The 13,298-nt window shown below is 62.0% G+C and carries 7 protein-coding genes and 3 rRNA genes; all 10 read right to left on the reverse strand.

The genetic code is table 11. From position 1 onward, the window contains the following. Positions 1 to 2: 2 nt before the first annotated feature. The 10 genes from steA to DR039_RS09255 all read right to left on the reverse strand — a co-directional run bounded on the left by steA (position 3) and on the right by DR039_RS09255 (position 13,141). Positions 3 to 1,211, reverse strand: coding sequence for a putative cytokinetic ring protein SteA (gene steA / locus DR039_RS09205; RefSeq protein ID WP_229116911.1), 1,209 nt, complete (start codon positions 1,209 to 1,211; stop codon positions 3 to 5). Beyond that, complete coding sequence (gene recN / locus DR039_RS09210) at positions 1,208 to 2,995, reverse strand: DNA repair protein RecN (RefSeq protein WP_111837068.1); 1,788 nt, start codon at positions 2,993 to 2,995, stop codon at positions 1,208 to 1,210. The genes steA and recN overlap by 4 nt, the downstream gene beginning before the upstream one ends. Further along, positions 2,992 to 3,963, reverse strand: a complete 972-nt coding sequence (locus DR039_RS09215; RefSeq protein ID WP_170166950.1) for an NAD kinase — start codon at positions 3,961 to 3,963, stop codon at positions 2,992 to 2,994. Before DR039_RS09215 ends, recN begins: the two co-directional genes overlap by 4 nt. A gap of 82 nt (positions 3,964 to 4,045) precedes the next feature. Beyond that, a complete protein-coding gene (locus DR039_RS09220; protein ID WP_111837069.1) occupies positions 4,046 to 4,909 on the reverse strand; it encodes a TlyA family RNA methyltransferase in 864 nt (287 codons plus the stop codon). A 3-nt stretch (positions 4,910 to 4,912) separates the two neighbouring features. Then, positions 4,913 to 5,167, reverse strand: a complete 255-nt coding sequence (locus DR039_RS09225; protein WP_111837070.1) for a hypothetical protein — start codon at positions 5,165 to 5,167, stop codon at positions 4,913 to 4,915. Continuing rightward, positions 5,164 to 6,219, reverse strand: a complete 1,056-nt coding sequence (locus DR039_RS09230) for an HAD-IIA family hydrolase (RefSeq protein ID WP_111837071.1) — start codon at positions 6,217 to 6,219, stop codon at positions 5,164 to 5,166. The genes DR039_RS09225 and DR039_RS09230 overlap by 4 nt, the downstream gene beginning before the upstream one ends. Next, positions 6,216 to 7,625 (reverse strand): hypothetical protein, encoded by a 1,410-nt coding sequence (locus DR039_RS11695; protein WP_318268914.1) that lies wholly within the window; start codon positions 7,623 to 7,625, stop codon positions 6,216 to 6,218. The genes DR039_RS09230 and DR039_RS11695 overlap by 4 nt, the downstream gene beginning before the upstream one ends. A gap of 150 nt (positions 7,626 to 7,775) precedes the next feature. Further along, positions 7,776 to 7,892: ribosomal RNA gene (rrf, locus tag DR039_RS09245) — 5S ribosomal RNA — on the reverse strand. 142 nt (positions 7,893 to 8,034) lie between these two features. Further along, a 23S ribosomal RNA gene (locus tag DR039_RS09250) occupies positions 8,035 to 11,201 on the reverse strand. Between the two features lie 406 nt (positions 11,202 to 11,607). Beyond that, positions 11,608 to 13,141: ribosomal RNA gene (locus DR039_RS09255) — 16S ribosomal RNA — on the reverse strand. Together the 16S, 23S and 5S rRNA genes form the textbook arrangement of a ribosomal RNA operon. Positions 13,142 to 13,298 lie beyond the last annotated feature (157 nt).

Genomic DNA, 13,298 nt, shown 5'->3' on the forward strand with positions numbered 1-13,298 from the left:
GCTCAGACCGTTGGCTTAGTTGGGGCAAGTCCAACCAGGCCACGCAGGAAATTAACCAGGTCATCCCACAGAGCACCGGATAGCCCCAGGAAGGTCTGACCGGCGGGAGTGGATGCCAGGGCCACCCACAGGGCTATCAGACCAGCGAGCGCCAGCATGCCAAGTTGCCAACTGGAGATGCGAGTCTTGTAAAGGTGGGAAACTCCCTTGGCATCAACCAGCTTGGAGCCAACTTTTAGGCGGGTCAAGAAAGTTGAGCTCATACCGGCCCGGCCCTTGTCCAAGAACTCCAACAGCGTGACATGTGTACCCACAGCCACAATGAGCTCGGCTCCAGCCTCATCTGCCATTATCATGGCGATGTCCTCACTGGTGCCAGTGGCTGAGAAAACCAGATGCTCTACCCCCAGAGACTCAACGCGTTCCAGTCCGGGGGCGCGACCGTCACGATAAGCGTGCACCACGATTTCAGCACCGCAGGCCAGGGCTTTGTCCGAAACAGAGTCCATGTCACCGACGATCATGTCTGGTTTCAGGCCGAGGTCCATGATGGCGTCGGTGCCGCCGTCGACTCCGATCAGCACGGGTTTGTAGTCACGAATGTAGGGCTTAAGAACCTTGAGGTCCTCTTTGTAGGAGTAGCCGCGCACCACCACGAGCACATGCCTGCCATTGATGGAGGTTTTGATATCAGGCATGCCCACGCCATTGAGCAGCAGATCCCGTTCTTGGCGCATGTACTCCATGGTGTTGGTAGTGAATGCCTCCAGCTGCGTGGACAGGCCCTTGCGCGCCTCCTCCATAAGCGCCTCCACGGAAGCTTTATCTTGCCGCTCCCCCTCCGCGAGCAGCTTGGAGCCATCCGCGTTATGTACCTGCCCACCTTGGACCTGCACGTCCTGCCCCTCTTTGAGAAGCATGACGTCTTGGCCTAGGTCGTCGAGCAGCGGGATACCGGCCTCCACCAGGATGCCAGGCCCCAGGTTTGGGTAGCGTCCGGAGACGGATGGCGCGGCGTTGAGCACAGCTGCGGGCTGGCACTCCACAAGTGCCTCGGCGGCGACCCGGTCTAGGTCGCTGTGGTCGATGACGGCAATGTCCCCGGGTTGTAGGCGTTTAGTGAGGCGCTTTGTGCGGGAGTCGACCCTCACCTGCCCGCTGATAAGCGCAGGCTCATCAAGGTCGGGTCGGCGGCGCAGAGGGTTTCTCACGGCTGGGATTGTGCCACGTTAGCTTCTGCCAGGAGCTCAGCGGCATGCCGCAGGGCCGCTTGGGAGTCCTCATGCCCTGAAAGCATGCGAGCTAGTTCGCGCTCGCGGGCCCTGCCGGTGACCGGCTCCACGTAGGTGCGGGCTCGCTCCAATTGCCCCGCGCCTCCCACCTCAGAGCCTGTCTCCTTGCGGACCACTAGCTGAGTGTCAGCCCAGGCAGCGACCTGCGCCAGGTGAGTGACCACGATTACCTGATAGCGCCGGGCTAGGCGGGCCAGGCGGCGTCCAATCTCGCGGGCTGCGCGACCGCCCACACCGGCGTCGATCTCATCGAAGATGAGGGTGCGCGCGTGCTCACGGCTGCTTGGGGTGGAGGCATTGCTGGCATTGGCTTCGGCCAGCACCACTTCCAGGGCCAGCATGATGCGGGAGAGTTCACCGCCTGAGGCGCCTTTACCTAGCGGCAGAGCGGGAGCTCCAGGGTGGGGTATAAGCAGGAGGGTTACGGTTTCTGCGCCGGTGGGACCGGGCTCGTCCAACGGGGCGAGTTCTACCACCAGGCGGGCACCTTTCATCTCCAGGCCGGTGAGCTCAGCAGTCACGCCTTCTTGCAGACTGTTGGCGAGCTGCTGGCGCGCAGCCGTGAGTTCTTGGGCCAGGCTCTTTAGCTCCTGTTGGGCTGCTGCTAGCTCCTGTGTGAGCTCAGCTTGCGTGTCTTCGGGGCCGTCGATCTCCGCGAGGCGGGCAGCGGCGGTGTGTCCCCAGGCTAGGAGGGCGTCGACGTCGTCGGTTTGGGCGGAAGCCCCACCTATCTCCTGGCAGGCGCGCAGCAGCTGGGCGCGGCGCTCTTGTACTGCAGCTAGGCGGTTGGGATCGGCGTCTAGATGGGCTAGGTGGTCGCTCAGTTCGGAGGCAATGTCTGCGGCCAGATAGCTGAGTTCCTGCAGGCGCGTAGCTTGGCTTTGTAGGGCTGGATCTAGGCTGGTGACTGGCTCCAGGGCACGGCTAGCGGCAGCTATCAGACTGACGACGTCGGGGGCCTCCCCTTGCGGGCCAGCTTCCTCCTCTGCGGTTAAGGCATTGCGGGCCCACAGGGTGGCCCGGCGTAGGTCCTCGGCATGGTCAAGGCGCTGGGCTTCTGCGGTCAGGGCGTGGTCTTCCCCCGGCTGGGGGGCAAGCTGCTCTAGTTGGTCGAGCCAGGTGCGCAGGGACTCGGCCTCTTCTGCGCGCTGTCGGGTGCCTGCCTGCCACTCGGTCAAGGCGGTGGCGGCAGCCTGGTGTCGACGGTAGGCGGCGGCGTATCGGCGGCACAAGGAATTGTGTGGGGCTCCCCCCAGGGAGTCCAGGGCAGCGCGTTGGGCGGCAACTGAGCGCAGACGGAGTTGGTCTGCCTGACCATGCACTGAGACGAGCCGATTGCCGACCTCCCCCAGGACGGTTGAGGGCACAGCGGCACCGCCCAGATGAGCGCGAGAGCGGCCTTGGGCGGGCACGGTGCGGCTGGCCACAAGCAGGTCGTCATCCAAAGCGGCCCCGGCGTCGGTAGCCCGCTGCGCGGTGCGAGAGTCGGGGTCTAGGAGCCAAGTGCCTTCTACGCGGGCGGCTTGGGCGCCGCTGCGCACCACGGAGGACTCGGCGCGTTGCCCCAGCAGTAGCCCCAGGGAGGTGAGGACCATGGTCTTTCCAGCGCCGGTCTCTCCGGTCAGCGCAGTTAGGCCGGGGCTGAGGCTCAGCTCGGCCTGCTCGATGACTCCAAGATTCTCAATATGGAGGGACTCGATCATGTCGCCTCATTTGGAGCGGCTGCTGGGGAGGCGGCGGTGGGGGCACCGGTGCGCCAGCCTGCCACCGGCAGCTTGAGTTTGGCGACGAGCCGCTGGGAGAAGGGAGCGTCATTCAGACGCGCGAGGCGGACGGGTTGGGCCGCCCGGGTCACCAAGATGTGGGAGCCTGCCGGGACGGACAGGTGACGGCGGCCATCACACCAGACTTCGGCGGCATCGACCCCGCCGTGTTTGACGACGATCTCCAGGCAGGAACCGGGGCCAACCACTAGGGGGCGAGTGAACAGCGCGTGGGCGGCAATGGGCACCAGCAGCATGGCGTCTACATCCGGCCAGACGATGGGGCCACCGCCGGAGAAAGCGTAGGCGGTGGAGCCGGTGGGAGTAGACATGATGAGTCCGTCGCAGCCAAAGGAGGAGACTGCCTGCCCGTCAACGCCGATAGCTACCTCTAGCATGCGGGCACGGTCGCGCTTTTCCAGGGCAGCCTCATTGAGCGCCCAGGAGCGGGCGGTGGTGCCGTCAGGGCTGGCTACCTGTACGTCCACAACCATGCGGGTCTCTACGGTGTAGTCCCCCGCCACCACCCGCGTAACCACGTGCTCTAAGGCATCTGGGTCAGCTTCGGCCAGGAAACCGACGTGCCCTGTGTTCACTCCGACTAGAGGCACGTCGAACTGGCGGGCTAACTCCAGGGCTCGCAAGATGGTGCCATCACCGCCGATTACCAGGACAAAGTCAATTGCTTGGGTACCTGGCGCCGCGCACACCTGGGTCTCACCGGTGGCGTCCACTTGCAGGGGCAGGTCGGCTAGACCGATGGCCTCTACGCCTTGCTGGGCTAGCAGGCCCCGGACGCGTTCAGCGGTGGCGGTGGTGGGGGCTGCTGGGCGCGCATGAGGTGCGGGTGGATGGACACCTTCTTCACGGCCGACCACCAGGACGCGGCGGACTTGTTGTTTAGCCATTGAGTTGCCTGGAGCGGAGGCCTCTGGCTGGACCTGTACTGGCTCGCTGAGGTCGGGCTTAGTGGGCTCAGGCTGTGCTAGCTCAGTCATGGCGTCTCCTTCGGGGGGGCTGCCCGGCAGGGCCGTCTTGGATAGCGCGGTGAACCTCGGCAGTCAGGGCATCTCCGGTCAGATCGGTGGGGCCGCCAGCTTGGCCTGCGTGCATAGACAGGAAATACTCGACGTTTCCAGCCGGGCCAGGCAGTGGTGAAGCGGTGGCGGCGTCGATCCCTAGCCCCAGCTGGTGGGCCTGCTCAGCGACCGCCAGCACAGTTTCCTCATGCAGTTGAGGATCGCGGACAACCCCGCCGTGGCCGAGGCGCTCCTTGCCAACCTCAAATTGAGGCTTGACCATGAGCAGCAGGTCCGCAGCGGGGGCGGCTGCGGCCACTAGGGCGGGCAGTACTAGGCCTAGGGAGATGAAGGACAAGTCCCCCACCACCAGCTGCGGGGCGGGGGCTACTGCGGCAGGGTCAAGGGTGCGCACATTGGTGCGGTCCATAACGGTTACGCGCGAGTCAGACTGCAAAGACCAGGCCAGTTGACCGTAGCCAACGTCCACAGCGATGACGTGCGCGGCGCCCCGACGGAGCAGGACATCAGTGAATCCTCCGGTGGAAGCTCCGGCGTCCAGGCAGCGGCGCCCCGCAACCTGGGGGGCTAGCCCCCGCTCGGCCAGCGCATCCAGCGCCCCAGCGAGCTTATGCGCACCGCGAGAGACGTAATCGTCACCGCTGGGGGTGATGACTTCAATGGCTTGAGCGGGGTTAACCTGCCGGGCGGCCTTGGTGACGACGGCGCCATCCAGGGTGATATGACCGTCGCCGATTAACTGGGCGGCGTGGCTGCGGGAACGGGCCAAGCCACGACGCACTAGCTCAGAGTCAAGGCGAATGAGACGGGCCATGGCTCAGTCCTCAGCCTCGCGCAAGGTGCGGGCAAGCTCCTCACGCAGGTTACGCAGGAGTTCTGCCTGTTCCTCTAGGGGCGTCTCCCCCAACTCGGCTAGGGCTGAGCTGTGATCGGTGAGCAGGGTGGCGGCTGGGTCACGTGGTGGGGTGGGCACGGGCGGCACCTCTGCAGGTGGTGCCTGCACAGGTGTGGCCGGGCGAGGCAAGGTAACCGGGACATTGCCGCCCCGGTACGCCCGCTTCTTTTTGCTCACGGGGCCACCACGGTGAGCTCGGGAACTTGCAGGGGTGCGCTTGGGTCAGCGTCGGCATACGCCCAGGCAGCCGTGGCTAGGGCACGGTAAGCGTCCAGGTTGACGGTGGCCTCCGTCTTGAGCGGGCCGACGCCGTCAAGCACCAGCTGCTGGTTCTCTACGCGGGCGCGCGCCTGGCCCACCAGCCAGGCGCCGTCGGCCTGTGGCTGCGGCTCAGGCTGCGGTTCTAGGAGAGCACGCAGGTCTGTGTGCAGGTAGGCGGGCCGTTCAGCAGGCGGCGCTAGCACGACATCGCGGGCAGTGTTCACACCGGTGAGGACATGCAGGCCAGGGATGTTGGCGGCGCGGGCACCAACGTGGTCAGTGTTGAGGCGGTCCCCAACAGCTAGAGGGCGCTTGGCTCCCCCAGCTTTGTTTAAGGCGCGCTGGTAGATGCCCGGGAAGGGTTTGCCACCGGTTAAGGGCGTGGAGCCGGTGGCATGGGAGACGGCGGTGACCAGGGAACCATTGCCCAAAGCGAAGCCGCGCTCCGTGGGCAGGGTTGCGTCCAGGTTAGTGGCCACATGCAGTGCTCCCGCGGCGATGGCGTAGGCGCCCTCAGACAGGAGGGCCCAGTCCACGCAAGGGTCCCAACCTTGGGTCACAGCCTGCGGCTGGTCTACAGCGCTGTTGGTGACGCGGTAGCCCTGGTCCAAAAGAGCTTGCCGCAGCCCATCGCCGCCGATTACCAGCACGAGTGCTCCTGGCTCCAGGTGCTCGCGCAGAAGAGCAGCGGCATCCATGGCAGCGGTGAAAACTTCCTGGGTGCTCGCGGTGATGCCCTTGTCAGCCAGTTTGTCGACCACAGTCTGGGGGGCGCGGGAGGCGTTATTGGTGACGAAGCTAAGTTGCAAACCCTGCAGGCGAGCAGTGTTGAGGGATTCGGCGGCGTGCTCCACTTGGGCGGTGCCCGCGAAGCACACGCCATCGAGGTCAACCAGGGCGACGTCGTGTGCCGCAGCGAGTGCTTTGGTGCTGCCAAGCAGTCCGGCAGGATGGGTTAGGGCAGTCACTCGCCGGGCTCCTTGGTGTGGTTCTTCTGGCTCTGGGAGTCGTTGTCCTTAAGCTGCTGGGCTTGCGTGGCCTCACCGGTCTGGTCCTCGATACCGGCGTCCTCCAAGATCTCGGCCAACTCCGCCTCAACCCGCACGGAAAAAGAGGCAGGCCAATCAGCGGTCTCTGCCTCGTCCTCTGCCTCGGCTAAGTCCTCTGCTTCGGCCCCAGCATTGCTTTCGGTCTTGCTGTCCACATCAGGGGAATCCTCGGGCTCGTAATCTTCCTCCAGGTCGTAGGCGACGAGCTCCTCCTCAGGCTCCTCGTATTCCTGGTCTTCCCCTTCAGCGGTAATACCGATCCGCGCACGGATAAGGTCGGCCTCTTCGCCTCGGCCAAGTTCAGTTAGCCGATCAGCCCGCACTGAGTGCATCCGGCGCAGGGTCTCGCGGTCTCCGCGGAAAAGCCGGATGGCGTCCTCGATTACCACTAGCCCCAGCTCGGGCTGGCCCATTTCCGAGCGGATGCCGGAAACCACCATGGCGATCTCGGCCTCTTCTAAGTCGTCCAGCTGCTTGGGGCTGGCCGCTGCTGCCACCTTTAGCGCCTGATCTAGGCGGCCTAGCGCGCGCTCGCAGTCAGCCTCGATTGCGTGGTGCAAATCCAAACCTGACAGGCGGCGGGCGGCGCGAATGTGACCGAGGGCCTCCTGGTAGTGGCCAGCCAGGTACGCAGCAATGCCAGCGGACTCGCGTACGACGGCGATGCGGCCAGCGTGCGACGTAGCGTAGCGGGCGTGCTGGTAGGCCTCTTCCGGATCAGTCTCTAGGAGGCGCTGAAGCATTACCAGGTGCCGCGCAACGTTCTCCGCGTTCAGGCGACCGAGCGCACGCAGCTCGCGGCGGGCGGATGCCTCAAGCATTCCTGCCTCAACGTCCTCAGGTAGGCGCGGCTCCGGAATACGAGCGTGCTGGGGCGCGCGGCTGGATCGCTTGCCGTCGCGGTCATTGCGTCCCCCGCGGCGCTGACCGTCGCGCTGTTTGTCGTCGCGGTCTCGCCAGCTGCGACGCTCACCGCGTGGGCTCCATTCACGGACCTCCTGCCGAGGACTGTCTTCACGCGCGGGCCTGTCACGACGATCCCGCTGGTCGAAGTCCCCTTCTCGGCGCGGCCTGCCACCGCCGTACTGTTTATCGTCGCGGTCTCGCCAACTGCGACGCTGACCATCGCGTTGCTGGTAACCGCCATGCTGCTTGTCGTCGCGGTCTCGCCAACTGCGACGCTGACCATCGCGTTGCTGGTAACCGCCATGCTGCTTGTCGTCACGGCTCCTGCGGGGGCCTCCCGAATTGGAGCGATTGCCGAAGCCATGGCGGTCGTTGCCGCGGCGAGGGCCGGAGTGGTCGTTGCGCCGTTGGTAAGGCATTCTCTGTTCCTCTTCGTGACGTCATCGCTCGGGCGTGCAGCGCGGGCTACCTTCCGCCAGACTACCGGCCTTCGCTGTGTTGTTGTGGTTTGGTGTGGTTATGTGGGGAGGCCCCCAACCTGTGGTTGGGGGCCTCGACCCTGGGTGTGTGCTCGGCGGTGTCCTACTCTCCCACACCCTGGCGGGTGCAGTACCATTGGCGCTGGGAGTCTTAGCTTCCGGGTTCGGAATGGGTCCGGGCGTTGCCTTCCCGCTGTGACCACCGAGACGTTTATGTGGGGCCCAGTGCGTGTGTTGGGCCGTATTGTGTGTTGTGTTTGTGTTGTGTGTTTGGTGTGTGGGTTGGTGGTGGACCGTATAGTGGACGCTTGCGTGTTTGGTTCTTGTTCCCCACCTATGTGGTGGGGGGTGTTGTTTGTGTTTGGCCTATTAGTACCGGTCAGCTTCAACCCTTACGGGTTTTGTACTTCCGGCCTATCTACCCAGTGGTCTGCTGGGGGCCTTCCACCCCACGAGGGGGTGTGGATACCTTATCTTGAAGCTGGTTTCCCGCTTAGATGCTTTCAGCGGTTATCCTTGCCGAACGTAGCTAACCAGCCGTGCCCCGGGCGGGACAACTGGCACACCAGAGGTTCGTCCGTCCCGGTCCTCTCGTACTAGGGACAGGTCTTCTCAAGTATCCTGCGCGCGCAGAGGATAGGGACCGAACTGTCTCACGACGTTCTAAACCCAGCTCGCGTACCGCTTTAATGGGCGAACAGCCCAACCCTTGGGACCTGCTCCAGCCCCAGGATGCGACGAGCCGACATCGAGGTGCCAAACCATGCCGTCGATATGGACTCTTGGGCAGGATCAGCCTGTTATCCCCGGGGTACCTTTTATCCGTTGAGCGACGACCCACCCACTCGGGATCGCCGGATCACTAGTTCCTGCTTTCGCACCTGCTTGACCTGTCGGTCTCGCAGTCAAGCTCCCTTGTGCACTTGCACTCAACACCTGGTTGCCGACCAGGCTGAGGGAACCTTTGAGCGCCTCCGTTACTTTTTAGGAGGCAACCGCCCCAGTTAAACTACCCACCAGGCACTGTCCCTAACCCGGATCACGGGCCGAGGTTCAGGCGCACGCTATGGCCAGAGTGGTATTTCAACGATGACTCCACAATCACTGGCGTGACTGCTTCACGGTCTCCCACCTATCCTGCACAAGCCACAGCGGGCGCCAATACCAAGCTATAGTAAAGGTCCCGGGGTCTTTCCGTCCTTCTGCGCGTAACGAGCATCTTTACTCGTAATGCAATTTCGCCGAGTTCATGGTGGAGACAGTAGAGAAGTCGTTACGCCATTCGTGCAGGTCGGAACTTACCCGACAAGGAATTTCGCTACCTTAGGATGGTTATAGTTACCACCGCCGTTTACTGGGGCTTAAATTCACCGCTTCACCCCCAATGGGGGTTGACAGCTCCTCTTAACCTTCCAGCACCGGGCAGGCGTCAGTCCGTATACATCGCCTTGCGGCTTCGCACGGACCTGTGTTTTTAGTAAACAGTCGCTTCTCCCTGGTCTCTGCGGCCCTCACCCCTAGCCCGCGTGGGGCTTCAAGGCTCGGGCCCCCCTTCTCCCGAAGTTACGGGGGCATTTTGCCGAGTTCCTTCACCATGATTATCTCGTGCGCCTAGGCATACTCTGCCCGACCACCTGTGTCGGTTTAGGGTACGGGCGGCTGGCACCATCGCGTCGAGGCTTTTCTAGGCACCACAGGATCACCCTGATATCCCCCACTGAAAAGCAGGGCCACCATCACGCCTCACCCCCGTCATCGAAGACAGCCCCCCGGATTTACCTGGAGGACGGGCCGCGCGCTTGAACAGTCCAAGCCATTAGGACCGCCGGGCTACCACTGTGCGTCACCCCTGTTAATACGCTTGCCTACCTGCACGGAGGATCCCCAGACCCAAACCCACCACACCACAAGTGTCCCCCGAAAGAGACACCAGGGCATGACTGTGAGCCCAGGCGTGGGTTAGCACCCGCGCGTCAGCATGGGCGGTGCTTCGCCGGTACGGGAATATCAACCCGTTGCCCATCGACTACGCCTGTCGGCCTCGCCTTAGGACCCGACTCACCCAGGGCGGACTAGCCTAGCCCTGGAACCCTTGGTCATTCGGCGCTAGGGTTTCTCACCCTAGTATCGCTACTCATGCCTGCATTCTCACTCCCACACCATCCACCCCTAGGTCACCCCGAGGCTTCACCCGGTGCAGGACGCTCCCCTACCACCCACCACCCCTGCCAAACCCCTCAAAAATAGGGGGTAAGGAAGAAAAAAATTGTGGTGGGTCCGCGGCTTCGGCGGTGTGCTTGAGCCCCGCTACATTGTCGGCGCACGATCACTTGACCAGTGAGCTATTACGCACTCTTTCAAGGATGGCTGCTTCTAAGCCAACCTCCTGGTTGTCTGCGCGACCGCACATCCTTTCCCACTTAGCACACGCTTAGGGGCCTTAGCCGGCGATCTGGGCTGTTTCCCTCTCGACCACGGAGCTTATCCCCCGCGGTCTCACTGCCCCGCTACAACCCGACGGCATTCGGAGTTTGGTTGACGTCAGTAACCCTGTGGGGCCCATCAGCCACCCAGTAGCTCTACCTCCGCCGGGCAACACGAGACGCTGCACCTAAATGCATTTCGGGGAGAACCAGCTATCACGGAGTTTGATTGGCCTTTCACCCCTACCCACAGCTCATCCCCTCCATTTTCAACTGAAGTGGGTTCGGTCCTCCACACGCTCTTACACGTGCTTCAACCTGGCCATGGGTAGATCACCCCGCTTCGGGTCCAGACCGTGCCACTAAAACGCCCTTTCAGACTCGCTTTCGCTACGACTCCCCCAACACGGGTTAACCTCGCGACACAGCACTGACTCGCAGGCTCATTCTTCAAAAGGCACGCCATCACCCCGAAGGGCCCTGACGGCTTGTAAGCGCCCGGTTTCAGGTACTATTTCACTCCCCTCCCGGGGTACTTTTCACCATTCCCTCACGGTACTAATCCGCTATCGGTCATCAGGAAGTATTCAGGCAACCAAGTGGTCTTGGCAGATTCACACAGGATTCCACGAGCCCCGTGCTACTCGGGAACACACCCACACGGCCCAGACAGTTTAACCTACGGGGCTCTCACCCACTACGGCTCCCCTTCCCAGGAGATTCGGCTACCAACCAGGTTTATCACCGCGCCTACCACCGGCAGATGGCAGAAAAGCATGCCCCACAACCCCACAACCGCAACCCCTGCCGAGTAATCACACGATCATGGTTTAACCATCATCCGCTTTCGCTCGCCACTACTAACGGAATATCTTCTCCTGCGGGTACTGAGATGTTTCACTTCCCGCGTCACCCCCCACACCCTATGAATTCAAGTGCAGGTGACACGACATAACTCGTGCCGGGTCCCCCCATTCGGACACCCTCGGATCACAGCCCGCTAGCCAGCTCCCCGAGGCTTATCGCAGGCCACCACGTCCTTCATCGGCCCCTGATGCCAAGGCATCCACCGAACGCTCATAAAAACAAACAAAACAAAACACCACCAACAAAACGTTGATGGCAGCAAAGAACAAAGATGCTCGCGTCCACTATACAGTTCACAACCAACCCACCCACACCCCCCAAAACCACCCACCCCCAAAACAAGGGAGGCAGACAACCAAGAAGGAGCCAGGCACCAAACAGGGCGTATTACCCCAGGCCCCGACAGCATGCCACCCCCAACCCAACCCCCACACCAAAAGCACGAGGATCAGGTCAGGGCACCCAAACCAACCAGTATTTAACTAACTGGTATTCGGGTGGTTTTCTATACCAAAAGTTCCGAAAAACACAGCACCCAACCCCATAGCACCAAACCCCCCACCACCCAAAACGGGCAGTAAAAACAAAAAGACAGGCCCAGCCAAGGTCAGGCAAACAATAGTGCTCCTTAGAAAGGAGGTGATCCAGCCGCACCTTCCGGTACGGCTACCTTGTTACGACTTCGTCCCAATCACCAGCCCCACCTTCGACCGCTCCCCATAAGGCCACGGGCTTCGGGTGTTGCCAGCTTTCATGACGTGACGGGCGGTGTGTACAAGGCCCGAGAACGTATTCACCGCAGCGTTGCTGATCTGCGATTACTAGCGACTCCAACTTCACGGTGTCGAGTTGCAGACACCGATCCGAACTGAGACTGGCTTTAAGGGATTCGCTCCGCCTCACGACATCGCAACCCTCTGTACCAGCCATTGTAGCATGCGTGAAGCCCAAGACATAAGGGGCATGATGATTTGACGTCATCCCCACCTTCCTCCGAGTTAACCCCGGCAGTCTCCCGCGAGTCCCCACCACAACGTGCTGGCAACACGGGACAAGGGTTGCGCTCGTTGCGGGACTTAACCCAACATCTCACGACACGAGCTGACGACAACCATGCACCACCTGTGAAGGCGCTCCGAAGAGAAACCACGTCTCCGTGATCAACACCCACATGTCAAGCCTTGGTAAGGTTCTTCGCGTTGCATCGAATTAATCCGCATGCTCCGCCGCTTGTGCGGGCCCCCGTCAATTCCTTTGAGTTTTAGCCTTGCGGCCGTACTCCCCAGGCGGGGCACTTAATGCGTTAGCTACGGCGCGGAAACCCCGGAAAGAGCCCCCACACCTAGTGCCCAACGTTTACGGCGTGGACTACCAGGGTATCTAATCCTGTTCGCTCCCCACGCTTTCGCTCCTCAGCGTCAGTAACGGCCCAGAGACCCGCCTTCGCCACCGGTGTTCCTCCTGATATCTGCGCATTCCACCGCTACACCAGGAATTCCAGTCTCCCCTACCGCACTCAAGCCGGCCCGTACCCACCGCAAGCCTCCAGTTAAGCCAGAGGATTTCACGACAGACGCGACCAGCCGCCTACGAGCTCTTTACGCCCAATAATTCCGGACAACGCTCGCGCCCTACGTATTACCGCGGCTGCTGGCACGTAGTTAGCCGGCGCTTCTTATCCAGCTACCGTCAACCACCCCACAAAGAAGGCGGCCTGCTTCACTGGCGAAAGAGGTTCACAACCCGAAGGCCTACATCCCTCACGCGGCGTCGCTGCATCAGGCTTGCGCCCATTGTGCAATATTCCCCACTGCTGCCTCCCGTAGGAGTCTGGGCCGTGTCTCAGTCCCAGTGGCCGTCCACCCTCTCAGGCCGGCTACCCGTCAAAGCCTTGGTAGGCCATCACCCCACCAACAAGCTGATAGGCCGCGAGCCCATCCCCAACCAGAAAAAGAACCTTTCCAAACCCACCCATGCGAGCAGGCCAAAATATCCCGTATTAGCCACCCTTTCAAGCGGTTATCCAGAAGTCAGGGGCAGGTTACTCACGTGTTACTCACCCGTTCGCCACTCATCCACCCAGCAAGCTGGGCTTCACCGTTCGACTTGCATGTGTTAAGCACGCCGCCAGCGTTCGTCCTGAGCCAGGATCAAACTCTCCAAAAGAAACCAAAAAACAACCCACCAACCAAAAACAAAAGCCCTCAGCCAGCAAGAAGCCAATCAGAAACAGAAAAAAACCCAAGCTCAACCCACCCCACAACCGACAAGGAAGCAGAGGCAGGCAAACCAAAAAACAAGAACAAGACAACCAACCAACCCC

This window comes from Actinomyces bovis, assembly GCF_900444995.1.
GTDB lineage: Bacteria > Actinomycetota > Actinomycetes > Actinomycetales > Actinomycetaceae > Actinomyces > Actinomyces bovis.

Excerpts from the sequence above, each read along its gene's own strand:
- recN (WP_111837068.1), bottom strand. The coding sequence starts at position 2,995 with ATGATCGAGTCCCTCCATATTGAGAATCTTGGAGTCATCGAGCAGGCC.
- DR039_RS09220 (WP_111837069.1), bottom strand. The coding sequence starts at position 4,909 with ATGGCCCGTCTCATTCGCCTTGACTCTGAGCTAGTGCGTCGTGGCTTG.
- DR039_RS11695 (WP_318268914.1), bottom strand. The coding sequence starts at position 7,625 with ATGCCTTACCAACGGCGCAACGACCACTCCGGCCCTCGCCGCGGCAAC.
- DR039_RS09215 (WP_170166950.1), bottom strand. The coding sequence starts at position 3,963 with ATGGCTAAACAACAAGTCCGCCGCGTCCTGGTGGTCGGCCGTGAAGAA.